We start from the raw sequence: 23,957 nt of genomic DNA, 5'->3' as shown, positions 1-23,957 counted from the left end.
TAGGCGTCGTGTGCCTCCCGATTGCCCCCGCTCGGGCCGGGTAAACGCCGTCAGGCCGGTTGCACGCCGATTCGGCCGCCCATCGGAACCGTCCGGAAATGGCTGGTGAGCCGGTGATCGTCACCGATGACGTGCAGCGCCACCGCCGGGTCGGGCGCGTAGTCCATGACGTGGTCGGGCAGGTCGAGTTCCCACTCGCCGCTGAGCACCGACGCGGTGCTCGGGGCTACCAGCAGCGGGCGTCCCCCGAAGGTCGTCGCCGCGGCGGAGTGCGCGTGGCCGGTGACCACGCCGACGATCCGGTCGTCACCGGCCACCAGATCGGCGAGCCGTTGCGGATCGGCCAGCGAGATCACGTCGACGATCGGGCTGAACAGGTGCGCGGGCGGGTGGTGCAGGGCGAGCAGGATCGGCTTGCCCGCGGGCGCCGCGTCCAGCACGCCACCGAGCCAGTCGTAGGTCTCGTCCGCGAGCTGCCCGCCCGGCTGACCCGGGACGCTCGAATCCAGCAGGGCTACCGTGAGATCGCCGACGCGATGCGCGTGGTTGATCGGGGCGTCGGAGGCGGACTCGCCGAGCAGGGCGGTACGGAAGCCGGCGCGGTCGTCGTGGTTGCCGGGAATCGCGTAGATCGGGATCTCGCTGTCGAAAGCGGCCTTGGCCTCCGCGAACTGCTCGGGTTTGCCGGAGTCGGTGATGTCGCCGGTCACCACGATGGCGTCCGGCCTGCGGCGCAGCCCGGCGATGAAGGCCATCACCCGCCGCACACGCTGGGCGTTGCGGGTGCCGAGATCGAAGTGGGTGTCGCTGACCTGAGCAACCAGGATCATCGGCATTCGCTTTCGCTAGGGGTTCGCTGCATTGCGTCAGATGGGCGCGCGCGTCGCGTCCGCGGCACGTCATCAGGCTAATTGACCTGCGTATTACGCGTCGTCATGACGCTCGCCACCGTGCGGCGGTTGCCCGTCGGGTTGTGGGCGGAGTCACATTGTGTTCTTGCTATCTCTGCTGTCCGGACACCGCGTCGGACAGGCTGCGCAGAGCGCGCAGGAACGCGTCGCGGTCCGGCGCGGGAAGCCGCTCGAGCAGCCGGTTCTCGCCGGCCTGGATCTCGCGCTGGACTCGGTCGCGCAGGGTGCGTCCCGCCGGAGTGAGCGACAGCAGGTTGACCCGCCGGTCCGCGGGGTCGGCTTCGCGCGTGATCAGGCCGCGGCGCTGTAGCTCGTCGAGCACGCCGATGATGCGGGTCTTGTCGGCGCCGATCGCTTTGGCCAGCGCCGCCTGGGTGTAGACGGGTTCCGCGCCGAGGCCGAGGAGTACGGAGTACCCCCACATGGACAGGTCGTGCCGCTCCAGGATGGGCAGTTCGAGGGCCATGAGCGCCCGCCCGAGCGGCACGATCATCGCGGCGAGATCGGGACGGGCGTTCGGCATGGGTCGACGATACTGCTTGGCAAAATAGTAAGCTTGTGCATACGATACGCTTATGCTTACTGATGACTTGAAAGAATTGCGCGACCAGCACGCCCGTTCGGTGTGGTTGAGCGTGGACGCGGTCGCCGGAGTTCGTCCCGACCAGCTGGACGCCGAAACACCCTGCGCGGGTTGGCGTCTTCGTGACCTGCTGGAACACATGATCGCGCAGAACCACGGCTTCGCCGCCGCCGCGCGGGGGAGCGAGGATCTCGAGGACTGGACCGTGCGCGCGTCCGCCGATCCGGTCGCCGACTATCGCGTATCGGCCGACGACGTGCTCTCCGCCTTCGCCGCCGACGAGGTGTTCGAGCGCTCGCTCGTGCTGCCGGAGGTCCTGCCCGGCCAGGGCATCCCGGCCGTGCGCGTGCTCGGCTTCCACCTCGTCGACAGCGTCGTGCACGCCTGGGACGTCGCGCGATCGATCGGCGCGACCGTCACCCCGGATCCCGACGTGGCCGAAGCCGCGCTGACCATCGCCCTCGCCGTCCCCAACGGTCCGGAACGATCCGCACCCGGCGCGGCCTTCGCCCCGGCACTGTCGCTTCCGGAGCAGGCGCCGACCCTCGACCGCATTCTTCTGCTGCTCGGCCGTTCGCCGAACTGGCCGAACTGATCCGCTCGGACCGTTGCTGCTCCGTGCACATGGGCGCCTGGGGATGACTGGGGACGAACCTGGAGCCGCGTCCCTCGGGTCAGTGAGCGCGACGTAGCGGGGATTCCTTCACCCGACGTCTCGGCTCCGCAGGTGCGAACGCCGCACGGCGCGACAAGAGCCGTGGATAGCCAGTTCGTACCGGGGACGATGCTCGGCCCGGACCGGTTCGCGCGGCGTCCAGTTGGGCGGCGGCCTCGAGGCAACTGCCGCTTTAGGCGATCGCGCTGCTCAGACGCTTGCTGTGCGTACGGCATGGCCCTTCGAGTGCGGCCGAAGTCTCGGCGGTTCTTCGCGATGGTCGCCGCCAAGCCGATCGGGTAACGCGGTGCCGCTAGTCGAGCGTCCGCAACAGGCCGGCCGCGCGGTCGAGGGCCGCTGGGTCGGCGGACTCGTGCAGCGGCTCCCAGAAGGCCGCGTCGGGTTCGGCGGCCAAAGCCAGTTCCGGCGGGGTGCGCCAAGAAGCGGTGAGGCCGAGACGCCAGGAGTGCAAGTAGGTTCGCGGGTGCGCGCCGGAGCGGTCGAACAGGGGATCGCCGACTATCGGATGGCCGGTCCAGGCCAAGTGGACGCGAATCTGGTGGCGACGGCCGGTCACCGGGCGCAGCGCGAGAACGGTGTGCGAAGGGCCCCGCAGCACCGTCGCGAACCGGGTGAGCGAGGGGTAGTTCTTCGCGGGCAGCAGGTCGGCGTCGTCGACGAACCAGCGGCTCGCCTCCTGGCGAATGCTTTCGCGCGGCGCCGCGATGCGCACCCGGTTCTTCCGTCCCACGCTGAGCGGCAGATCGAACACGCCGGTGTCGGGCAGTCCGGTGGCCGCGACGACGGCAAGATACGCCTTGTCGGCGGTCTGCTTGTTGAACTGCCTGGTCAGTTCGCCGTGCGCGCGCAGCTCCTTCGCGAAGAGGATCAAGCCGGAGGTCACCTTATCGATCCGGTGCACCGGATAGAGCGTTTCTCCGGTGGCCGCCGCCAGCTCGACGAGATCGGTGTCGTGGCGCTCGCCCATGACCGAGATACCGGCGGGTTTGTGCAGGGCCAGAATCGCCGCGTCCTCCTCGACGAGGCAACGCGCGCGTAGCTGTGACCAGTCCTTGTCCACCGGACGAGCCTAGGGCCGACGGCGGCGGCCGGTGGCAGGCGGTCGGGCTACCTGCCGTTGCGGCCGTTGCGGCGCAGCAGGTGCGGACGCAGGCGATTGAAGCCGCGCACCCGGACGCTGCGCAGGTGCTTGATCGAGAACGCCGGGTCGCTGTCGAGTTCGGCGGCGGCGTGATCATCGATCAGGACGGTGCCCGGCCGGGCGACGCCGGTGAGCCGGGAGGCGATGTTCACCACCGAGCCGTACAGATCTCCGAATCGTTGCAGCACCGGGCCGTAAGCGAGAGCGACGCGCAGCTCCGGGGTGCCTCCGACCATCATGGTGGACTCCTGGATGGCCAGCGCGATCCGGGCGGCCTCGGCGGCGCTCTCCGTCGCGAACATGACCTCGTCACCGACGTTCTTGATCACCCATCCGCCGTTCTCGGTGATGGCGGCCGTCGTGGTGGACTCGAACGCCTCCAGCAGCATGGACAGTTCGTCGGGATGCAGATGCCTGGTCAGCCTGGTGTAACCGACCATGTCGGCGAAACCGACGGCCAGTTCGCGCACCGACTCGCCCGCGCTCGTCCCCGGGTCGAGCGACCGCGACAGCGACGCGGCCAGATGCCGCCGCCACGCATAGGTGTTCAGCTGCTCCAGCGTGGCGATGGCGCCCTCGGCGGCGACGCGCGCGGTCTCCGCGGGGTCGGCCCCCGGCTCGGCGCGGGCGATGCGCTCTTCGATCTCCGCGAGCACCAGATCGACCTGCCACTCCGCCAGGCGCGCCATTCCTTGGCCGAGCGTGCGCGCGGTCGCCGCCTGCTGTTTGGCGTCGGCCGAGGACAGCACGTTCAGCTGTTCGAAGTTGCGCACCGCCGTCACATCGGCGTCGGCGTAGTCCACCGCGTCGTCGCCGATGCTCGACGGGAAACCGAGCGCCATCCACAACCGCCGGGTCAGCGCCGTCGTCGCCCCCGACCGCTCGGCGACCTCGGTGCGGTTGTACCGGCGCGCTCCGTCGAGCAGATAGGACTCGACGGCCGCTCGCACCAATTCGGACCTCTCGGTGGGCACCATGATCGGTACCTTACGGGCCGAATCCGGCGCGGCGGCTTCCATTGGGGGAGTTCACATACGGGCCGGGACTTTCACCCGGCGGTCGCCGGGGTGCGTCCGCGGAAGGTGCGGCGCAGATCGTCGACCCACGCGGCGGGGATCTCCCACGGGATGAAGTGACCGCCGCGTTCGTGGACGGTGAGGTTGACGTGGTTGTACCAAGCGCCGCGGTCGCTGTCGACGAACGCCTGTACACGGCGGTCGGTGTCGACGCCGGGCGGGTTCTCGTAGGCGACGAACGTGATGCCGGTCGGCGCCTCGACGGGCGGCTGCCGGTCGTGCGACGGCGTCCAGGGATAGCGATTGTTGTTGGCGTAGGTGCGGATGGACGTGCCGATGGAATTGGTGACCCAGAAGATCATCGCGTGAGTGAGCAGGTCGTCCTTGCCGAAGACCGACTCGATGTCGCCGCCGTTGTCGCTCCATTTCACCCAGCGCTGCAGCAGCCAGGCCAGCAGCCCGGCCGGTGAGTCGGACAACCCGTAGGCGAGGGTGCTCGGTTCGAGCATGTGCGCGGTCAAATGCACGGCGAAACGCCGTTCCAGTTCCAGGATCCGGTCGCGCACGGCGGCGGGCAGGCCCTCCGGGATGGGCATGCCGCCGGTGATGTCCCACGCGCGGTCGCCGTTGAAAAGGGTGAGCTTCTGACCGGAGCCGATGTGGATGCCGTACAGCTCCTCGGCGTACTTGTGCCCGAGCTGCCCGGTGACCAGCGCGCCCACGTCGCAGCCCGCCGCGGCGTACTTCGCATGGCCGAGCGTCTCGGTCATCAGGACGTGCCAGAGGTCGGCGACCTTCCAGTAGTTCATGTCCGGGTTGTTCGGCAGTGGCGCGGAGAAACCGAATCCGGGGAAAGACGGGACGATGACGTCGAAGGCGTCGGCCGGGTCGCCGCCGAACGCCGCCGGGTCGGCCAGCGGATCGATCACCTTGGCCCAGTGCCAGAAGGTCCAAGGCCAGCCGTGGGTGAGGATCAGCGGCGTCGGGTCGGGGCCTGCACCCGGCTTCCGCAGGAAATGCACCGGCACACCATCGATGTCGACGAAGTAGTGCTCGTAGGCGTTGAGCGCGGCTTCGGCCGCGCGCCAGTCGTAACCGGTGCGCCAGTACTCGACCAGCTCCTGCAGATAGCCGCGCGACACACCGTAGGACCAGTCCTCGTTGCCCGCGTCGACCGGCCAACGCGTCAACTCCAGGCGTCTGCGCAGGTCCTCGAGCACGTCGTCGGACACATGGATGGGCGTGGGATCGAGCGGGAACGGCCGTGGTCCGGCTGCGCGCGAAGAGGTCTGCTGGCTCACCGGGCCAGTATGCTCCGCGCGCTACGCGCGGGCCGTCGAGCGCTTCCACGGCATGACGACAGAGGTCATCGCCGCCGGCGGCACGCTCCGCTAGCGTCGGGTGGGCGGATGGACGGCTGAGTGGAGGGGCGTTGTGGGCAAGAGCGGGCGGGCCGGGCGGCCCGAGATCGCCGAGGGCGTGCTCGAGCACGGCATGCCCTACTTCGCCCTCGGCGCGGGCCCGCCGCTGGTCTTCCTGCGGTGGTTCAGTCCCGACCACGCGAATCCGCGTGGTCGGATGCTCGCCTCCGAAGTGAAAGTGCTGCGGCCGTTGGCGCGGAACTTCCGCGTCTACGCGGTCAGCCGCGCGCCCGGCATGGCCGAGGGCACCACGATGGCGCGGATCGCGGCCGAGCACGCGGACGCACTGCGCCGCGAGTTCGGCGAGCCGGTGGACGTGCTCGGCATCTCCTCGGGCGGCTCGGTGGCGCTGCAACTCGCCGCCGACCATCCCGATGTCGTTCGCCGCCTGGTCGTCGCGTCGTCGGGCTGCCGCTTGGATCCGGTCGCCAAAGAAGGGCAGATGCGCTACGCCGAAGCGGTCCGGCACGGCCGCCGGGCCGCGCACCATCTCGCGTCGAGCAGCGTCTCCTCGCCCGTCGCCGCTCGTTTCGCGGCGGCGCTCATGTGGTTGCTCGACCCGTTGGGCCGCCCGCGCGACCCCGCCGACACGTACGCGTTTCTCCGCGCCGAGGACGGGTTCGATCTCACCGACCGTCTCGGCGAGATCCACGCGCCCACTCTCGTCATCGGCGGCGGACGAGACGCCGCCTACAGCCTCGACACCTTCCGCCGCACCGCCGACGGCATCCCCGATTCCCACCTCGTCATCTACCCGGGCGCAGGCCACGTGAGCGCGCTCCGGCACCCGCGCTTCGCCATCGACGTCACCGAGTTCCTCGACCGCCCCGCCTGACGCGCCATCGGTGCGCCTGCGGCCACCGAGACCCGAGCAGGCGCCGGCGCGCGGGAGGTGGATCGCGTCCGGCCGGGTCATGGTTTCGGTGTGGGAGTCCAGTAGCCGCGACGACGAGTGCCGGCCGCCGTGCGGATCGCCGCGTGGAGACGATCGGTCAACTGGGCGGGGGCGGACAGATCGCTCCAGCTCCAGCGCACGACCGCCCAGCCGAGGGCGCGCAGCCGATCCGTACGGACCCGCTCCGCGGTGACCGCACGAGCGGCGGGCAGCGGGCCGCGCGGTGCGGCCGTGCGGTGATCGCTTCCGTCGAACTCGCCGATCACGCCGAGATCGGCAAACAGGAAATCGACGCGGCCGACGCAGACCTCCTCATCGGAGAAGACGCGAGCTCGCACCTCGGGAGCAGGAAGACCCTCCCGGTGCAGCAGGATCCGGCTCAACGACGCCCCGACGCTCCCGCTGCGGCCGTCCAGGAAGTCCAGGGCGAGGGCGGCGCGGCGGCATCCGGGCCTGCGCCGGGCCCTGCGCAGGTGTTCGCGCAGTTCCGCCGTGGTGGTCAGGCCCTGGCGCAGTGCGGAATCCCCTAGGACGACCGATTGGTCGAGCCCCTCCGAGCGGGCGATGTCCAGGACCGTCCGCGCCGGGGTGGTCACGCGGATGTCGTCGACCAGGGTGATCTCGTCGGGTTCCATCCGCGCCGAATGGACCACCACCCGGCGGCTCAGCCTGCCGCCGTTGATCCGGCTCCTGGTCAGATGGACCCGGTCGAGCGGAATGCCCCAGGTCGTCATCCCGTGCAGCACCGCCGCCGAACAGTGGCTGGTGACGGCGGAGTCCGACGTCGACTCCGCGGTGGCCAGTGTCATCAGCAGATGCCTGCCGGTGGCGCCGAGACCGGAGCCCGGCGAGTTCAGGTAGTGCCCGGCGCGCAGCCGCTGCCATTTCCCGGTGCTGCACAGCCGGTGCAGCGTCTTGTCGGACAGACCGGATGCCAGCGCCTGCTGACGCGAGATCAGTTGCGGTGCTTCCATACCGGCAATCGTGATCGACCGGCGACCCCGCGCCGCCCGGCGCGGCGGCGGATGTGCACAACACTCGTGCTGTGGACAACTCCGGAGGGTCAGCCCAGCTGGGTCATGCCCGCCGCGACCACGCGAGCCACGTTCAGCACTTCGTCGGCGGTGGGCAGCGGCACGCCGTCGAGCGCGTGCAGCCGATCGGTGCTGGCGATCGCGAACATCGCCGAGACCCAGGCCGCGGCGCACGCGCGCAGGGTTCCCGGCCGGACCGGGCCGGGGGCGCTGGCCTGCAGCACCTTGGCGGTCACCTCCAGCATCTGGTCGCGCAGGCGCCGCAGTTGCCGCCGCACGTCGGGATGGGTGTCGGCCTCCCGCCACAGGATCACCCGCAGCACCGACGAGCGGTGATCGCGCAGGTTCAGCGCGGCGTCGAGATTGACCAGGCTCGTCGCCGGATCGCCCGGGGCCACCACGGTGCCGATGTCATCGATCGGCTGCGCGGGCACCCGCTCGGACATCAAGGCCGACAGGATCGAGTCCTTGGTCGGAAAGTAATAGAAGACGAGTCCTTTGGGGACGCCCGCCGCGGCGGCGATGGCCGCCGTCGCGGTGGCGTCGTATCCCTGTGCCGCGAAGAGTTCCTCCGCGGCGTCGAGGATCAGCTGCCGGGCGTCGCCGTCGGCTTTCGCGCTGCGGCGCCGCTCGGCGCGCCGGGCGCCCGGCCGCTGCATCAGTGATGGGGCGCCATGTCGTGCAGCCGCCCCGACACCGTCGGCAGCGCCGCCACCGCGACCACCGCCGTCACGACTCCGACCACCCATGCGGTCCAGGATGCGCTGCGGTACTCGGTGAAGTCCATGACCCACGGCGAGAGGAACAGCAGTACGCCGCACAGGCCCATCACGTAGTCCGCCGCCGCCATCTCGGGGCGGGACATCTGGGCCAGACCGGTCAAGGCGATGAGCACGCCGAGCACGATCAGCGACCACATGGCGTTGTCGTTGTGGTCCACCCACAGCGGGGACAGTGCGGCGAAGGCTCCGAGCACGACGGCCAAGAGATCCTGCGCGCGGCTCTCGGTGAACATGTGTACCTCCTCAGGCTGTGCGTATGTCCTGACCTCGGTCTAGTCCTGATTGACCGCCCGATCAACATCGAAACGGACACGGTTGCGCGACAGTTGGCCGGTCGTTCGACGTGATGGTCCTCACAGGGGAATGAACCAAGCACCAGTTAGGGTGAGCTTCGTCGCCCCGCCGATTCCGCGGAATCGGCGGCCGGGTTCCAGCGAAGGGATGGCCGCATGACCGCGCCGATCGTGATCGTCGGAGCAGGCCTCGCCGGCCTGCGCACCGCGGAGGAATTGCGCCGTGCGGGTTATGCCGGTGAACTCGTGCTGGTCGGTGACGAGTCGCGGTTGCCATACGACCGGCCGCCGCTGTCGAAGCAGTTCGTGCGCGGCGAGACCGACGACACCACCCTGCGCCCGAGCGAGTTCTACACCGAGAAGCAGATCGATCTGCGCCTGAACACCGAAGCGGTCGGGGTCGACACCGGGACGCGCCGCGTTCGCCTCGCCGACGGCACGACGCTCGACTACGACCAGCTGATCATCGCCACCGGTCTGCGCCCGCGCCGCCTGCCCGGGCTGCCCGACTTGCGCGGCGTGCACGTGCTGCGCGGTCATTCCGACGCCGTCGCTCTGCGCGCCGATCTGAGCGGCGCCAGGACGGCGCTCGTCGTCGGCGCGGGTTTCATCGGTTGTGAACTCGCCGCGAGTTTCCGGGCTGCGGGAGTGGATGTCGTGCTGGTCGAACCGCAGGCGACGCCGCTTGCCTCGGTACTCGGCGAAGCGGTGGGTGAACTGGTGGCGCGGATGCACCGCGCGGAAGGGGTGGATCTGCGCTGCGGCATCGGCGTGGACACCCTGCTCGGCGACGACGCGGGGCGGGTGCGCGGCGCGCGGCTGTCCGACGGTACCGAGGTCGCCGCCGACCTCGTCGTGATCGGAGTCGGCTCGCGGCCGGTGACCGAATGGCTGAGCGATTCCGGGATCGACTTGGCCGACCCGTCGGCCGGTGGCGGTGTGCTCGCCGACGAGGTGGGCCGGACCTCCGCCGCCGGCGTGTGGGCGGTCGGCGACGTGGCGGCCTGGTTGCACGAGACCGGATCGCGCAAGCGCGTCGAACACTGGACCAACGCCGGTGAACAGGCCAAATTGGTCGCGTGCGCGCTACTGGGCGCGCAACCGCCGACGGCGGCGCGCGTCCCGTACTTCTGGAGCGACCAGTACGACGTCAAGATCCAGGCGCTCGGCACCCCAGGCCCGTCCGACGAGGTGCGCATCGCCTCCGACGACGGCCGCAAATTCCTCGCCTACTACTCCCGGGGCGGCAAACTCACCGGCGTCGTCGGCGCGGGAATGACGGCCCAGGTGATGAAGGCCCGCGCCAAGATCGCGGCCGGGGCTCCGGTCACCGAGTTGCTCGCACCCAGCTGAGCCCGCGCCGGTGGGGACACCGGACGGGCGGAGGCGGCGAGCGTCGAACCGCGCCGAGCTGTTGACCGGGGTCGATGGCCTGCGATCTAAGGGGTAGCCGGTATCGCGCGCTCCACGATCGTGCGCACCAGTTCGGCGGCCCGCTGCTCGTCGAAAATTCCCGGTAGAGTGAGTCTTTCCAGGATGAGCCAGTTCAGGGCGAGATAGAGCAGTACCACGGCGTCCTCGTCGCCGGGCAGTTGCGACCCCTGATAGTTGGCGATATTGAAGTCCAGATCCGCGCGCACCCGCTCGGTGAGCAGTGCCTGCAATTCGGGGCGCCGGGTGGCCTCCAGCCGCAGTTCGAGGATCGCGAGATAGCCGGTCCGGAAGTGGAAGACCCGGTCGACGACCTCGGTCATGAGTTCGATCATGCTCTCGCGTGTCTGCGGTCCGCGTGATCTCGCCATGGTTTCGTCGCTGGGGATCAGCCGCTCGTAGTAGCGGTTGCCGACCTGGACGAGCAGCGCGTCCCGGTTGGGGAAGTAATTGGACGCGGTTCCGGCGGGCACGCCCGCCTCCTGATCAACCGCGCGGAAGGTCAGTCCTCGTGCCCCTTCGCGGGCCAGGACCTCGATCGATGCATCCAGCAGAGCTTGTCTGCGTTCCGGATTCGTGCGCACCACTTGACACCACTCCATGTGTAGTACTACGGTCAAATCACTTCGTTCAGAGTACTACACGCTAGGCGGTTAAGTTGCGAAAGCTTGTCTACTACGTTGGCGTCTCCCTCGACGGCTACATCGCGGGGCCGCAGGGCGAATTCGACTTCTATCCGGTGTGCGACGACATGATGGCGTGGATCAACGAGCGGTATCCGGAGACGGTGCCGACGCCCCTCCGCGAATCCGTCGGCTTGCCCATCGACACGCCGAACAAGGTCTTCGACACCCTGGTCATGGGCCGCGGGACCTACGAACCGGGCCTCGCGATCGGCGCCACCAGCCCGTACAACCATCTGAAGCAGTACGTCTTCTCCAGCACCCTCGCACCGGTGGACAACCCGCAGGTGGAGATCGTCGACACCGATCCGGTCGAACTGGTCCGGCAACTGAAGAAGGAACCGGGCCTGGACATCTGGCTCTGCGGCGGCGGCAAGCTGGCCGGTCAGCTCCTCGGCGAGGTCGATGGGCTGATCATCAAGAGCTACCCGGTGATCGCTGGTGCCGGCGTCCGGGCGTTCACCGGCGATTTCCAGCCGACGCAATTCACGGTCACCCAGCGCCGAGAGTTCAGCAACGGCGCGCAGGTCACCTGGTTCGACCGCGCCTGATCCCGCCGGATCGTCCGGCATCTGCTTCACCAGCTTTTCGAAAGGCGGCACCCATATGCGAAAGCAACGCAGCACCTTCCCGGCCCAGAACAACCAGCAGCGCTTCGCGCCTCGCCCGGCGCATCCGCGAGCGGTGACCAACGCCAAGAGCGGGTGGCCCCGGCACGGCAGGTACGGGGCGCGGTAGTCCGAGTGACGACCTGGGTGCCCGAAGGATCGTTGGCCGCGGCTCGGCCGGAATGGGAGTTGACATGCATACCGACGTGATCATTGTGGGCGCAGGCCCGACCGGCCTGATGCTGGCCGCCGAGCTGCGCCTGGCCGGAGTGCGGCCGCTGGTGCTGGAGCGGCAGTCGCGGCCGCGCGACACCCCGAAGGCCGGTGGTCTCGGCGGGCAGATCCTGGAGCTGTTGCGCTACCGGGGCTTGCTGGATCGGTTCGAGGCGGCCTGCACCGATCCGATCCCCGCTCCGCGGTTCCCCTTCGGCGGTGTGCACGTGGACCTCACCCAGCTTCCCGCCTCCCCGCTGCACGCCTTGCCGCTGCCGCAACAGCGGCTGGAGCGACTGCTCGGCGAACGCGCACGCGAGCTCGGCGTCGACATCCGGCGCGGACATCAGGTGCTGGACCTGCGGCAGGACGCCGACGCGGTCACCGCGGAGGTCGGCGGTCCGGACGGGCCGTACCGGGTCACCGCCCGCTATCTGGTCGGCTGCGACGGCGCGCGCAGCCGGGTTCGCGACCTGGCCGGGATTCCGTTTCCCGGCACCGTCTATCCGGAAGTGAACCGACTGGCCCAGATCACCGTGCCGGATCTGGTGACGCGGCTCGACGACGGCGGCCTCGAGGTTCCCGGATTCGGCGCCATCCGCGCGGGCTTCACGCGGACGGACCGCGGTCTGTTCGGGATGGGTGCATCGCCCGCGTCGGAGGTGCTGTCGGTCTACACGATCGAGGACGAGGCCGTCGAATACGACGACGACGTGCCGATGACCGTGGCCGAGCTGCGGGACAGCATCCGTCGCGTGCTCGGCGCGGATCTGCCGGTGGCCGACACGCTCCGGCTGTCGCGCTTCACCTTCAAGGCCCGCCAGGCCGACCGCTATCGCGCCGGCCGGATCCTGCTCGCCGGTGACGCGGCCCATCTGTTCCCCGCCACGGGTGTGGCACTCAACGCCGGAATGCTCGACGCGGTCAACCTGGCCTGGAAGCTGGCCGCCGAGGTCCAGGGTTGGGCGCCCGGCGGCCTGCTGGACACCTATGACGAGGAACGTCGTTTCGCCGGAGCGCGCACCATGCTGCACACCCAGGCGCAGGTCGCGCTGCGGCGTGGGCACGACCCGGCCGCCGAAGCGCTGCGGGAGGTCTTCCAGGAACTGCTCACCGACGAACAGCCGCTGCGGCGGATGGGAGCCCTCATCGCGGGCGCCGATATCCGCTACCCGCTGCCCAACTCCGACAACCATCCCTTGACCGGCGCCTTCGCGCCCGACCTCACCCTGCGCACCGACGACGGCACGACCAGTGTCGCCGAACTCCTGCATGCCGCACGGCCCGTCCTGCTCGATCTCGCCGACCGCGCGGACCTGCGCGATGCCGCCCGGGACCGGCGGCACCGCGTGGACATCCGCACCGCGAAAGTGGAGAACCGCACGGCCGACGCCCTGCTGATCCGCCCGGACGGCCACATCGCCTGGGCCGCGAGCGTCGACGAGCCCGCCGACACCGCCGAGCGCGGTCTGCGCGCGGCGCTGTCGTTCTGGTTCGGCGCACCTGCGTCAGGCGCGATCCCGGCTGACGGCTGACGCCCTCCTGTTCGGCGTCAGTCGGCGGCCCTGCTGTCGTACTCCGTTACCGAGCGGGTACGGCGATTCGGCCGGTTTCTCGCGCCAGAGGCGGCCTGGTTCCGCACACCCGCGGCAGCGGCGATCCTGACCGGCGGCTGACGCTCCTGCCGCCCCCCGTTCGGCGTCAGTCGGCGGCCCTGCTGTCGTACTCCCTCATCGAACGAGTGCGGCGGTTCGGCCGGTTTCCCCGCGCCGAGGCGGCTGTCGCCGGGGCCGTGCTCGGCATGCGGGGCTGTCGCAGGGCTGTAATACGGTGGTGCGGTGATAGTCGCGCTCATCGACTCGGGTCTGGGGTTGCTGCCCACTGCCGCTTGGTTGCGCAAGTTGCGGCCCGATGTGGATCTGCTGCTGCAGTTGGACCCGGATGGCGCACCATGGGGGCCGAAGCCGGAGGAATGGGTGGTCGAGCGGGTGGTGAACGCCGCGCGGACGTCCCTCCGGTCGGGCGCGGAGGTGATCGTCCTTCCGTGCAACACCGCCAGCGTGACGGCGCTGGAGCATGTGCGGGCGGACGTCGGACCGGACGTGCCGGTGATCGGCACCGTGCCCGCGATCAAGCCCGCGGCGGCCGTGTGCCGGTCGGTGGCGGTGTGGGCCACCGCGGCCACCACGGCGAGCCGGTACCAAGCCGATCTGATCGCGAAATTCGGCGGTGACGCCGACGTGGTGGGGGTGGCGTGTCACGGGTTGGCCGATGCGATCGACCGGGGCGATCTGGCCGCCGCCGACGAGGCGATCGCGGGCGCGGCGCAGCGCACTCCGCCCGGCGTGGAAGGGGTGGTGCTCGGCTGCACGCACTATCCCCTGGTGACCGACTCGATCGTGGCCGCGCTGCCCACCGGCGTCCGGCTGTTCGACAGCGCCCAAGCCGTTGCGGCGCAGACCATCCGGCGCATCGATGCGCTGGGCCGCCCGAGCACCGGCAACGGCGAGATCCGGGTGCTGAACAGCGGACGCCCCGGTGCGCTGCCCGCCAGCGCGGCCGCTTTCGAGTCCGGCCGCGTGCTGGGTGCGCAAGGGTGAACCACTGTTCGGCACCGCGTCCGCCGTGCTGACGACCGGCGCCACCGCGTGCGGTGCGGACTTCGCCGAAGGCGCGGCGCGGAGGGAGGGAACAGGAGCATGGCTCGATGACCGACTCGGTGACCGCGGCCGACGTGCGCGCGGCGCTGCGGGAACTGGCCGACCCGGCCGACGCGGCGAACCTGCGGCGATTCTTCAAGACCGGGCCAGGTGAGTACGGCGAGGGCGAGGTGTTCCTCGGGGTCCGGGTTCCGGCGAGCCGCCGGGTCGCCAAGCGTTTCGCTGCGCTTCCGCTCGAGGAGATCGATCGGCTGCTCGACAGCGACGTGCACGAGGATCGGTTCGCCGCGCTGGTCATCTTGAACGCGCGATTCGCCGCGGCGTCCAGGCCGCGCTCCTTCGACGACGCCGCGCGCGCCGCCATGGTGCGGCTGTATCTGGCGGCCGTGCGCCGGGGCCGGGTGAACAACTGGGATCTCGTGGACGTGTCGGCGGAGCACATCGTCGGCCCGTGGCTGCTGGACAAACCGCGTGATCTGCTGTTCGAGCTGGCGGAATCACAGTCGCTGTGGGAGCGGAGGGTGGCACTGCTGTCCACCTTCGCCTTCATCAAGGCCGGTGACGCCTCGACCACCTTCGCGCTGGGCGAACTGCTGCTCGGCGACCGGCACGATCTGATCCAGAAGGCGCTGGGCTGGATGCTGCGCGAAGTCGGCAAGCGCGTCGACCGCGACCTGCTGACCGGATTCCTCGACCGGCACGCCGCCGCCATGGGACGCACCGCGTTGAGCTATGCGACCGAGCATCTGCCGCAGGAACTCCGCGCGGAATACCGCGCGCGATAGGCCGCCGCAATGGATCGGCAAATCCCGCTATCGCGGCAGAACGCGATAGTGCGTTCGAACTACCGGCGCGCTCAGAACTGGATCTTCAGGTGGTCGGTCACCGGATGCGCCTGGCAGCCGAGGATATAGCCGTTCTCGATATCCTCCGGGTCGAGGATTTCGGCGTTGTCCATTTCGACCTTGCCCTCGAGTACCGTGCACGCGCACGAACCGCATTCGCCTTCCTGGCAGGAATAGGGCACGTCCAGTCCCTTGGCCAGCATGATGTCCACCAGTGTCTGCTTGCGGGGCCAGGTCAATTCGTGCACTTCGCCGTCGAGTTCGACCTCGACGGTCGCCGCGTCGGCCGCCTCCTCCGCGGAGATCTCGACCGGCGCCTGGTCGGCGAACGGGTCGCCGGCCAGCGAGTTGAACACCTCGGCGTGCGTGCGGCTGCGCGGCACGCCCAGTTGCGCGAGCGCGTCGTGCACCCGGTCCATGAACGGCTTCGGCCCGCACATGAACGCGTCGTAGCCGCGGTACGGGGCGACCAGGGTGGCCAGCGCGTCGGCCGTCGGCAGGCCCTGCAGGTACTCGAGCCAGTGGATCACGGTGAGCCGCTGCGGGTGCTTTTCCGCCAGATCGCGCAGCTCGCCTGCGAAGATCACGGACTCGTGGTCGCGGTTGGCGTAGACCAGCACGATGCGGCCGGTGCCGCGGGCCAGCGCCGACTTGAGGATGGACATGACCGGCGTGATGCCGCTGCCCGCGCCGAACAACAGCAGGTCGTCGTCGAGGTCGGCCGGGGTGAAGACGCCCGAGGGCGGCAGCACCTCGATCCGGTCGCCCTCTTTCACGTTGTCGCACACCCAGTTGGACCCGTAGCCGCCGTCGGTCCGCTTGACGGTCACCTTCGGGCGGTCGTCGGTGTAGGGCGAGCTGGCCAGGGAGTAGCAGCGCGCCACCGAGCCGGTCCGGTCGCTGGGAATGCGCAGGGTCAGGAACTGTCCCGGCTGGTAGCGGAACTTCTCGGCCAGCTCGTCGGGAACGTCGAAGACCAGTGAGCGGGTGTCGGCCGTCTCGGCGATGACCGCGGACACCCGCAGCACGACCGAGCGCGAGCCGTGGGGAACCTCGACAGTGGTCATGTCGTCCTCTCGAACCTGGCACGGGCATCCCGCGACGCCAAAACTAGAACGTGTTTCAGTTTCATCGTACGTCGGTGGCCGCCTGGCGGACAAGCTGGGCCTCCAGACCGGCGATCAGCACCTCCATGCCGAAGTCGTAGGAGTAGCGTCCGCGCAGGTCGCCGATGTACCGGGTGGCCCGCTCGACCACCGGTGGCAGCGTGACGTCGGCCGGTGCGGAGCGGTCGCGGGGGTTCACCCGGCTGCGGCCGAACAGGTAGGTGTGGATGGTGGCGTAGGCGGCGAGGATGTTGCGATCGCCGAACCCCGCTTCGTCGAGGATGTCCATGATCGCGGCGATCAGGTCCAGCTGTTTGCCCAGCATCTGCTCGATCAGGATGTCACCGAGGCCGGGATACTTGCGCAGCTTCTCGTCGATCTGGTCGACCAGATCGCGCAACCGGTGCTGCCAGGAGCCGGATTCCGCTGGTGGCGTGCGCACTCCGGTGAGTGCCGCGCTGGCGACCAGGTCGAGCAGCTCGCGCTTGTCGGCGACGTAGTAGTAGGGCGCCATGGGGGAGACGCCGAGTTCGCGCGACAGTCGCCGCATCGATAGTTTCTCCACGCCGTCCTCGCGTACCACCCGCAGCGCGGCCTCGACGATCTCGGACTCCGACAGTGTGCCGTTCGTGGTGCTCGCGGGCCCTCCGTGGTTACGCAAGGCGCTTCCGCCTCCGAGCCCGTCGCGCGCACGACCGTGTGCCGCCGCCCCCGTTCGCCTGCATTCGTCCGACTCCCATGCCACCTCTACCGCTGCGGGCGTGCCGCCCGTCACGTTCTGTTCAGCTGCTTGCCACCCGCAGTCTAGAGCGCCGTGCGCCGGCCTCGTCGCCGCCTGTTCCGCTCGGCTCCCGGACGCGGCGGCCTCTCGCCCGGCGCGCGGCGGCCGGTGCCTCCCCGCTCGCCGGAACTATGACTGAAACCTGTTCTTTTGTCAGTTCATGACGTTATTGTGTGAGCACGGACTGCGCCGTGCAGTTCGCACACGGATCGTCCTCGCGGAGGTAGCCATGCCGGAATACGGGTCCACCGGACACGCAGACACCGACAACACCGGACCGATGGAGGCCGCCGCGCGATCGGCCGAAGAGGCCCCGCTGGTCGAGGAGAGCCTCATCGAAGAGGTGTCCATCGACGGCATGTGCGGCGTCTACTGACGGGCGGTCGACGACGATGCTCGATCTCGATACCCGCTGGCAGCTGCATCCGAGAGTGGCACTGCGTCCGGAGCCGTTCGGCGCGCTGCTCTACCACTTCGGCACGCGCAAGCTCTCCTTCCTGAAGAGTCCGCGGATCGTCGAGATCGTCCGGTCGCTGCCGGAGCACGCGTCGGCCCGCGCGGCCCTGCGCGCGGCGGGCGTGGCGGACGCGAGCGCGGCGGCTTACGCCAAAGCGCTGACACAGCTCGCCGAATCCGACATGATCGTCGGTGCGCCGGCCGGCGCACCGACGGCATCCTCCGTCGCGAGCGCGGCCACGGCGCCGCCGTCGACGGCGGGGGTGGTCCCGCCGTCGGACGCGGCGGTCCGCCTGGTGGACCGCTTCGAGTCCGGTCTCGCCGCGCCGATCTGCCTGACCTGGGAACTCACCTACGCCTGCAACCTGTCCTGCGTGCACTGCCTGTCGTCCTCGGGGCGCCGTGACCCGCGCGAGCTGAGTACCGAGCAGTGCAAGGCGCTGATCGATGAGTTCGAGCGCATGCAGGTGTTCTACGTGAACATCGGCGGCGGCGAGCCCACGGTGCGCCCGGACTTCTGGGAACTGGTCGACTACGCGACCGCGCATCACGTGGGCGTGAAGTTCTCCACCAACGGGGTCAGGATCACTCCCGAGGTCGCGGCCCGGCTCGCGGCCAGCGACTACGTCGACGTGCAGGTGTCGCTGGACGGCGCCGACGCCGAGGTCAACGACGCCGTGCGCGGCCCCGGCTCCTACGCCATGGCCATTCGCGCGCTGGAGAACCTCGCCGCGGCGGGGTTCAGGGACGCGAAGCTGTCGGTGGTGGCGACCAGGCACAACATCGCTCAGCTCGACCAGTTCCGCGCCATCGCCGAAAGGTACGGCGCCACCTTGCGTCTGACCAGGTTGCGGCCGTCGGGCCGGGGCGCGGACGTGTGGGACGAGCTGCACCCGACGCCCGACCAGCAGCGCGTCCTCTACGACTGGTTGCTGCGCAATGGCGATGGCGTGCTCACCGGCGACTCGTTCTTCCACCTGTCGGCGTTCGGTCAGGCGCTGCCCGGCCTGAACATGTGCGGCGCGGGCCGGGTGGTCTGCCTGGTCGACCCGGTGGGTGACGTCTATGCGTGCCCGTTCGCCATTCACGACCGGTTCCGCGCCGGAAACGTGGTGAGCGACGGCGGTTTCGAGGCCGTGTGGCGATCCTCGGAACTGTTCGGGGAACTGCGCGAGCCCAGCGGCGGCGGCGCGTGCGCGTCGTGCAGTCATTACGACGCCTGCCGGGGCGGTTGCATGGCGGCGAAGTTCTTCACCGGGCTGCCCGCCGACGGGCCGGATCCGGAGTGCGTCCAGGGCTACGGCGAGGCGGCGTTGGCCGACACGGCGCGGATGATCCCGCGTTCGTCGGTCGACCATTCCCGCCGGGTCACGCCGCGCGCGGGTGGGCGCAGGAGCGGGCCGGTCCCGTTGACGCTCAGTGCGACGCGCCCGGCCGGATTCACGCCGGAACGCCGCCCCGCCCGGGCCTGCGACGAGAGCCCGCTGGCCTGAGGCCGTGAAATTTGCTGAAAGTATGCTCCAGTACGGGGATTGGCTATCGTCCGGTTGTGGGCCGGGCGATAGCCGTCACGTTGCCGGATGCTGGGAAGTGGGCGCGGGCGAACCCTCGGCATCGGGTGCGGCGCGCGGCCGTTCCGGTGGCGGGCCGGTTTCGCCCGAAATTCCGCCGTTTTTTCCGGACTGTTGATGTCTGCTCGCGAAAGTCCGCCTAGCATGCCAGGAATGCGCCATGATCGCCTGCCCGACGGATTCGGGGTGCGGATCGATCCTCGGGTACGCGCATACTCCGGCGGGCGGGTTCTGATCGGCGGTTCGCCGGCCAGGTTGCTGCGACTTGCCCCGGAGGCCGCCGAGATGATCGGCGACGGGTACCTCGAGGTGACCGGTCCCAAGTCCGCCGTCGTAGCCAGACGGCTGCTCGACTCCGGAGTGGCCAACCCCCGCCCCCGGCTGCTGCCTTCGCCGGAGGACGTCACCGTCATCGTGCCGCTGCACAACAACGCCGAAGGGCTGGCACGGCTGCTGTCGGCGTTGCGCGGGCACAACGTCATCGTGGTCGACGACGGGTCCGACCAGCCGGTCCGGATACCGCGTAACCGCGGCACCCGCTGCCGGGTGACCGTGCTGCGGCACGACCGCAAACAGGGCCCCGCGGCCGCGCGCAATGCCGGCTTACGGGCGGCGACCACCGACTTCGTCGCGTTCCTCGATTCCGACGTGGTGCCGCGCAGTGGGTGGCTGGAAGTGATGCTCGGCCACTTCAGCGACCCGGGGGTGGCGCTGGTCGCCCCGCGGATCGTCGCGCTGGACCCGGAGTCCAACGCGCTGGCGCGTTACGAGCACACCCGCTCCTCGCTGGACCTGGGCAGGCGGGAGGCGGCGGTGCACTCGCGCGGGCTGGTGTCCTACGTGCCGAGCGCGGCGCTGCTGGCCCGGCGCAGGGCGCTGCTGGAGCAGGGCGGCTTCGACGAGTCGATGCACGTCGCCGAGGACGTCGACCTGTGCTGGCGGCTGGAGCGCGCGGGCTGGCGGCTGCGCTACGAGCCCGCGGCGCACGTGGCCCACGACCACCGGGTGTCCTTCCGCGCGTGGTTCGGCCGCAAGCTGTTCTACGGCACCGGCGCGGCGCCGCTGGGCGAGCGGCACGCGGGAACGGTCTCGCCGCTGTCGGTGCCGTCCTGGACGGTGCTGGCCGCGTTCCTGTTCGCCACGCTCACCAAGTGGGGCCTGGTCGGCGGCATCGTCACGCTGATCACCGCGCTGGCCCGGTTGCGCCGCGTCTTCGCCGGGTTGGACAACCCGACCCGGATCGCCGCGATCTACCTGGCGCGGGGCTTCTTCGCCGGACTGTGGCGGCTGGCCTCGGCGATGTGCAGGCACTACTGGCCGATCACGCTGCTGGCGATGGTCTTCTCCGGGCGCGTGCGGCGCATCGCCATCACCATGGCCGTCGCCGACGGCCTGGCCGACTGGTTCACCCACCGCGACTCGGGCGGGCTGGACCCGGTGCGCTACGCGGTCTACAAGCGCCTCGATGACATCGCCTACGGCACCGGCCTGTGGCTGGGTGCGTTCCGCGCGCGCAGCGTGGAAGCGCTGAAACCGACCACACCATCCCACTGATCGACCCGATCGCCCGCGATGACCTGGATCTTGCCCGCACCCTCGCCGCGCCGCTTCCCGGCGACGCGGACCGCGACGAGATACTGAGACGGGAGTCCGAATGGCCGACACGCTCATCGTCGGGGGCGGTACCGCCGGGTGTGTCCTGGCGGAGCGGTTGAGCGCCGATCCGGCGCACACGGTGCGGCTGCTCGAGGCGGGGCGATTGTGGACCAGCCGCGACGCGATGCCCGCCGAACTGCTCGCCGCCGCGGCGCTGCCGATCGGTCCGGAGGCGGAATGGCTGTGGCGGTACGAGGTGGTCCTCGCCGACGACCCGCCGGTGCCGGCAACCATCGTGCGCGGCAAGGTGATCGGCGGCTCGGGGGCGGTCAACGGCGGGTACTTCGTCCGCGCCACGGTGGCGGATTTCGAAGCATGGAGCCGGGCGCTCGGCGGCTCGGACGCCTGGTCGTTCGACGCCGTGCTTCCGTTCTATTGCCGGATCGAACGCGACCTCGACTTCGGCGCGCAGCCCTGGCACGGCGATCGCGGCCCGATCCCCGTGGTGCGCGGCTCGGCTCCAGCGCCGGTGAGCGCGGCGTTCGAGCAGGCCTGCCGCGCGGCCGGATTCGCCGAGATACCCGACCTCAATGCGCCCGGCAGCGGTGAGGGAGTAGGCGCGGTGCCGTGCAATTGCGATGAGGGGAGGCGGATCGGTCCTTCGATCGGCTATCTGCTGCCCGCGCTGGCCCGCCCGAACCTGAGCGTCGCCGGGGGAACGCTGGTCACGCGCGTCCGCTTCGACGGAACCAGGGCGGTCGGCGTGGAGTACGTCCGCGACGGCGAGAGCGGCGTCGAGTGGGCCGACCGCATCGTGCTGTGCGCGGGCGCGATCGAGTCGGCCACGCTGCTGCTGCGCTCCGGCATCGGCGACCCGGAACAGTCGCGCTCCCTCGGCATCCCGGTCGTGCACGCCGCTCCGGTCGGCGCCTGGCTCAGCGACCATCCGGAAGTGGGCATCTCCTACCTGCTGAACGTGGCCCAACCGCCGACCGTCCCGCTGGAGACGGTGCTCGAAGTCGACGATGTCGAAATCCGGCCGTACGCCGTGTCGTTCACGCCCGGGGTGCACCGGCTCGGCGTCACCCTGATGCGTCCGCGATCCTCCGGGGTGCTGCGCTTGCGGTCGGCCGACCCCGCCGCCGCCCCGCTGATCGACTATCGCTACTTGAGCGCCGAAGCGGACCGCGCCCGATTACGCGACGCGGTGGCGACCGCCGGCGGGCTGCTGCGACGAATGAACGCGCGGCCGGTCGATCCGATTCCGCGACCGGCGGATCTGGACGGCTGGTTACGCGCGAATCTCGCCACCTCGCAACATTTGTCCGGCACCTGTCGAATGGGCCGGGAAAACGATGCGGCGGCCGTGGTGGACGAGCGGTGCCGGGTGCACGGAGTTACCGGGTTGTCCGTGGTGGATCTGTCCGTGGTCCCGGTGCCACTCGGTCGTGGTCCGCAGGCTACGACCATGATGATCGCGGAAAAAGCGGCCGCACACCTGTCGGCATGAAGTGAAAGACGGTTCGGTCACAATGTTCGGGGATGCGCACCGGGTGTGACCTGGCGGACAAAGCCCAACATCGGTCGTTGCCGCTTCGAATGCGCCGGTACAGTTTGGGGCGGGAAAGAAAGGCAAATGGTCAGCAACATCGCAGGTGGGCGACCCCCACGGCCGGGCGTCGAGCCGGGCGCCCAACTCGGTGCGCTCGAAGTCTACGCCGCGAAGGCGCACGGATATCTCGGCGCGGGTGGCGATCAACTTGCCCGCCTCGCCGGTCTGCTGCGTCCCGCCGTGCTGGAGTCCTGGCTGCGCAGCCTGCGCGGTGGAATCGACCCGATGGACGCGGTCGACGGCCGCGGTCTGCGCGGCGCCGACCTGCAGCGCTATTTCCAGGCGCATCCGATGGCCGCGCTCATGCCGCTGATCGACAAACTGCTCGTACAAGACACGGCCAGAACGGGTCTGATCGTCGTGGTGGCCGATCAGTTCGGCCGGGTGCTGTCCGTGCACGGCGGCGCCGAGCAGGTCGCGGCCGCCGCGGAGATCGGCCTGCGCGCCGGTGACGACCTGAGCGAACGCCGCATCGGGACGAACGCGGTCGGCCTGGTGGTGCGCACCGGGCGCGCCGCGTGGATCCACGGCCCGGAGCACTTCCTGCACCGGATGCATCAGATCACCGGAGCCGCGGCGCCGGTGCACGATCCGGACGGCAGGCTGGTGGGGGTGCTGATGATCGCAGGCGGTGTCCGCGTGGCGAAACCGGAGATCCTCGCCTTGGTCAAAGCCACCGCGACGGCCGCGGAGATGGACCTGCTGCTCACCGCGATGCGCTCCGGCGAGCGTCGCGCGGACGGTGGCGGCAGGCGCGACCCGGCGCAGCCGCACCCGGCCGGCCGGCTCGCGCTCGACGTGCTCGGTCTCGGGCAGCCGCAACTGAGCGTCGCGGAGGACCGGGTGCCCCTGTCGCAGCGGCATGCCGAGATCCTGCTGCTGCTGGCCGAACATCCGGAGGGGCTCGGCGCCGATCATCTCGCGCTGCTGCTCGACGACACCGATCTGGACAACGGCACCATCCGCGCGGCCGTGTCCCGGTTGCGTGCGGTGGTCGGACCGGCCGTGTTCGATTCGCGCCCTTACCGTTTGCGTGTTCCGGTCGCAACCGATGTGGAGGCGTTGCGCGCCGCGCTCGACTCCGGTGATGTCGATTCCGCATTACGTCTCCATGCCGGGCCGGTGCTGCCGCGCTCGACCGCGCCGGGCATCATCGACATTCGCGACGAATTGCGGGTCAGATTGCGCACCGCGGTACTGGCTTCGGGCGACGCCGCGGTGCTGCGCCGGTGGACCGCGTGCCCTGAGGGTCGCGACGACGCCGCGGCATGGGCCGCCTACCGCGCCACGGTCGATCGCGACTCGCCGCTGTACGCGCAGATCGAGGCCAAGATCCGGGTGCTGGACCGCCGTCTCGGCGCCGATGCAACGCGAATGCAACGTTTCGGCTCATAATCTGCACAGCCATCGGTGTCGCCGCGGTCGTCCGCGATCGCGCATCGCGCTTTGCCTGGACTTCCGGCCCTGGTAGCCGCGCTGGACGACCGTCCAGAAGTTTTTAGTGCAAATTGTTCCTTTTTATTAACGAAGCGCCTAATGTTCGCACTGCACGGATCAGGACCGTGTGACGTAGCTGACATAGCCGTGGCGCTCGCTCCACGGCGATGACGTTGGAGGATTGGCGGCTTTCCGCGCGAGCGTGC

Annotated in this window: 23 protein-coding genes and 1 pseudogene; 13 read left to right on the top strand and 11 right to left on the bottom strand. The window is 69.9% G+C overall.

Annotated elements, in window-relative coordinates:
* Positions 1–50: 50 nt before the first annotated feature.
* Both U3653_RS19820 and U3653_RS19815 read right to left on the bottom strand, forming a co-directional pair.
* Entirely contained in the window at positions 51–836 is a 786-nt protein-coding gene (locus U3653_RS19820; RefSeq protein ID WP_323124136.1) for a metallophosphoesterase, read from the bottom strand.
* A 163-nt stretch (positions 837–999) separates the two neighbouring features.
* Positions 1,000–1,434: a MarR family winged helix-turn-helix transcriptional regulator gene (locus U3653_RS19815; RefSeq protein WP_195078267.1), complete on the bottom strand. Its 435-nt coding sequence runs from the start codon at positions 1,432–1,434 to the stop codon at positions 1,000–1,002.
* Positions 1,435–1,486: 52 nt separating this feature from the next.
* Here U3653_RS19815 and U3653_RS19810 point away from each other — a divergent pair, with 52 nt between their 5' ends.
* On the top strand, positions 1,487–2,089 hold the full coding sequence (locus U3653_RS19810) for a TIGR03086 family metal-binding protein (RefSeq protein WP_195078268.1): 603 nt from the start codon (positions 1,487–1,489) through the stop codon (positions 2,087–2,089).
* A gap of 373 nt (positions 2,090–2,462) precedes the next feature.
* On the opposite strand, the gene U3653_RS19805 is transcribed toward U3653_RS19810, so the two are convergent.
* The 3 genes from U3653_RS19805 to U3653_RS19795 form a co-directional block, all read right to left on the bottom strand.
* Positions 2,463–3,230 (bottom strand): RluA family pseudouridine synthase, encoded by a 768-nt coding sequence (locus U3653_RS19805; protein WP_195078269.1) that lies wholly within the window; start codon positions 3,228–3,230, stop codon positions 2,463–2,465.
* A gap of 47 nt (positions 3,231–3,277) precedes the next feature.
* The gene (locus U3653_RS19800; protein ID WP_195078270.1) at positions 3,278–4,288 is read right to left on the bottom strand and encodes an adenylate/guanylate cyclase domain-containing protein; all 1,011 of its coding nucleotides are present in this window, start codon (positions 4,286–4,288) and stop codon (positions 3,278–3,280) included.
* Between the two features lie 71 nt (positions 4,289–4,359).
* Positions 4,360–5,628, bottom strand: coding sequence for an epoxide hydrolase family protein (locus U3653_RS19795; protein ID WP_195078271.1), 1,269 nt, complete (start codon positions 5,626–5,628; stop codon positions 4,360–4,362).
* 133 nt (positions 5,629–5,761) lie between these two features.
* Between U3653_RS19795 and U3653_RS19790 the strand changes: the two genes are divergently transcribed.
* Positions 5,762–6,583: an alpha/beta fold hydrolase gene (locus U3653_RS19790; RefSeq protein ID WP_323124137.1), complete on the top strand. Its 822-nt coding sequence runs from the start codon at positions 5,762–5,764 to the stop codon at positions 6,581–6,583.
* 77 nt (positions 6,584–6,660) lie between these two features.
* Here the strand turns inward: U3653_RS19790 and U3653_RS19785 are convergent, their stop codons facing one another.
* From U3653_RS19785 to U3653_RS19775, 3 genes are all read right to left on the bottom strand, one after another.
* On the bottom strand, positions 6,661–7,617 hold the full coding sequence (locus U3653_RS19785; RefSeq protein ID WP_195078272.1) for a type IV toxin-antitoxin system AbiEi family antitoxin domain-containing protein: 957 nt from the start codon (positions 7,615–7,617) through the stop codon (positions 6,661–6,663).
* 89 nt (positions 7,618–7,706) lie between these two features.
* On the bottom strand, positions 7,707–8,336 hold the full coding sequence (locus tag U3653_RS19780) for a TetR/AcrR family transcriptional regulator (protein WP_195078273.1): 630 nt from the start codon (positions 8,334–8,336) through the stop codon (positions 7,707–7,709).
* On the bottom strand, positions 8,336–8,692 hold the full coding sequence (locus U3653_RS19775) for an SPW repeat domain-containing protein (protein WP_195044329.1): 357 nt from the start codon (positions 8,690–8,692) through the stop codon (positions 8,336–8,338). The genes U3653_RS19780 and U3653_RS19775 overlap by 1 nt, the downstream gene beginning before the upstream one ends.
* 216 nt (positions 8,693–8,908) lie before the next feature.
* Between U3653_RS19775 and U3653_RS19770 the strand changes: the two genes are divergently transcribed.
* Entirely contained in the window at positions 8,909–10,105 is a 1,197-nt protein-coding gene (locus U3653_RS19770) for an NAD(P)/FAD-dependent oxidoreductase (RefSeq protein ID WP_195078274.1), read from the top strand.
* 86 nt (positions 10,106–10,191) lie between these two features.
* Here U3653_RS19770 and U3653_RS19765 read toward each other — a convergent pair whose 3' ends face one another.
* Positions 10,192–10,770, bottom strand: coding sequence for a TetR/AcrR family transcriptional regulator (locus U3653_RS19765; RefSeq protein ID WP_357104056.1), 579 nt, complete (start codon positions 10,768–10,770; stop codon positions 10,192–10,194).
* Positions 10,771–10,841: 71 nt separating this feature from the next.
* Here U3653_RS19765 and U3653_RS19760 point away from each other — a divergent pair, with 71 nt between their 5' ends.
* The 4 genes from U3653_RS19760 to U3653_RS19745 all read left to right on the top strand — a co-directional run bounded on the left by U3653_RS19760 (position 10,842) and on the right by U3653_RS19745 (position 15,132).
* Positions 10,842–11,417 carry a dihydrofolate reductase family protein gene (locus U3653_RS19760; protein WP_195078275.1) on the top strand — a complete coding sequence of 192 codons (576 nt, stop codon included), beginning with the start codon at positions 10,842–10,844 and terminating at the stop codon, positions 11,415–11,417.
* A gap of 251 nt (positions 11,418–11,668) precedes the next feature.
* Positions 11,669–13,222 carry an FAD-dependent monooxygenase gene (locus U3653_RS19755; RefSeq protein ID WP_195078276.1) on the top strand — a complete coding sequence of 518 codons (1,554 nt, stop codon included), beginning with the start codon at positions 11,669–11,671 and terminating at the stop codon, positions 13,220–13,222.
* A 303-nt stretch (positions 13,223–13,525) separates the two neighbouring features.
* Complete coding sequence (locus tag U3653_RS19750; RefSeq protein ID WP_195078277.1) at positions 13,526–14,287, top strand: glutamate racemase; 762 nt, start codon at positions 13,526–13,528, stop codon at positions 14,285–14,287.
* Positions 14,288–14,394: 107 nt separating this feature from the next.
* Positions 14,395–15,132: a DNA alkylation repair protein gene (locus U3653_RS19745; RefSeq protein ID WP_195078278.1), complete on the top strand. Its 738-nt coding sequence runs from the start codon at positions 14,395–14,397 to the stop codon at positions 15,130–15,132.
* A 71-nt stretch (positions 15,133–15,203) separates the two neighbouring features.
* Here U3653_RS19745 and U3653_RS19740 read toward each other — a convergent pair whose 3' ends face one another.
* A complete protein-coding gene (locus U3653_RS19740) occupies positions 15,204–16,259 on the bottom strand; it encodes a 2Fe-2S iron-sulfur cluster-binding protein (protein WP_195078279.1) in 1,056 nt (351 codons plus the stop codon).
* 61 nt (positions 16,260–16,320) lie between these two features.
* Positions 16,321–16,959: a mycofactocin system transcriptional regulator MftR2 gene (gene mftR2, locus U3653_RS19735; protein ID WP_195078280.1), complete on the bottom strand. Its 639-nt coding sequence runs from the start codon at positions 16,957–16,959 to the stop codon at positions 16,321–16,323.
* Positions 16,960–17,359: 400 nt separating this feature from the next.
* Between mftR2 and mftA the strand changes: the two genes are divergently transcribed.
* The 6 genes and pseudogenes from mftA (at position 17,360) to U3653_RS19710 (ending at position 23,709) form a co-directional block, all read left to right on the top strand.
* Positions 17,360–17,455 (top strand): mycofactocin precursor MftA, encoded by a 96-nt coding sequence (gene mftA / locus U3653_RS19730; protein ID WP_157111451.1) that lies wholly within the window; start codon positions 17,360–17,362, stop codon positions 17,453–17,455.
* Positions 17,456–17,471: 16 nt separating this feature from the next.
* Positions 17,472–17,666 (top strand): annotated as a pseudogene (gene mftB / locus U3653_RS33330) (mycofactocin biosynthesis chaperone MftB); the annotation flags it as partial.
* 51 nt (positions 17,667–17,717) lie between these two features.
* Positions 17,718–19,028, top strand: coding sequence for a mycofactocin radical SAM maturase (gene mftC / locus U3653_RS19725; RefSeq protein WP_435406577.1), 1,311 nt, complete (start codon positions 17,718–17,720; stop codon positions 19,026–19,028).
* A 231-nt stretch (positions 19,029–19,259) separates the two neighbouring features.
* Positions 19,260–20,660, top strand: coding sequence for a mycofactocin biosynthesis glycosyltransferase MftF (gene mftF, locus U3653_RS19720; protein WP_195078282.1), 1,401 nt, complete (start codon positions 19,260–19,262; stop codon positions 20,658–20,660).
* A gap of 100 nt (positions 20,661–20,760) precedes the next feature.
* Positions 20,761–22,212 (top strand): mycofactocin dehydrogenase MftG, encoded by a 1,452-nt coding sequence (mftG, locus tag U3653_RS19715; RefSeq protein ID WP_195078283.1) that lies wholly within the window; start codon positions 20,761–20,763, stop codon positions 22,210–22,212.
* A gap of 126 nt (positions 22,213–22,338) precedes the next feature.
* Complete coding sequence (locus tag U3653_RS19710) at positions 22,339–23,709, top strand: GAF domain-containing protein (protein WP_195078284.1); 1,371 nt, start codon at positions 22,339–22,341, stop codon at positions 23,707–23,709.
* Positions 23,710–23,957: the final 248 nt, after the last annotated feature.

The organism is Nocardia implantans (genome assembly GCF_035544775.1).
Lineage (GTDB): Bacteria > Actinomycetota > Actinomycetes > Mycobacteriales > Mycobacteriaceae > Nocardia > Nocardia implantans.
The sequence above is the reverse complement of the archived record's forward strand: the minus strand, read 5'-3'. Positions and strand labels throughout refer to the sequence as shown.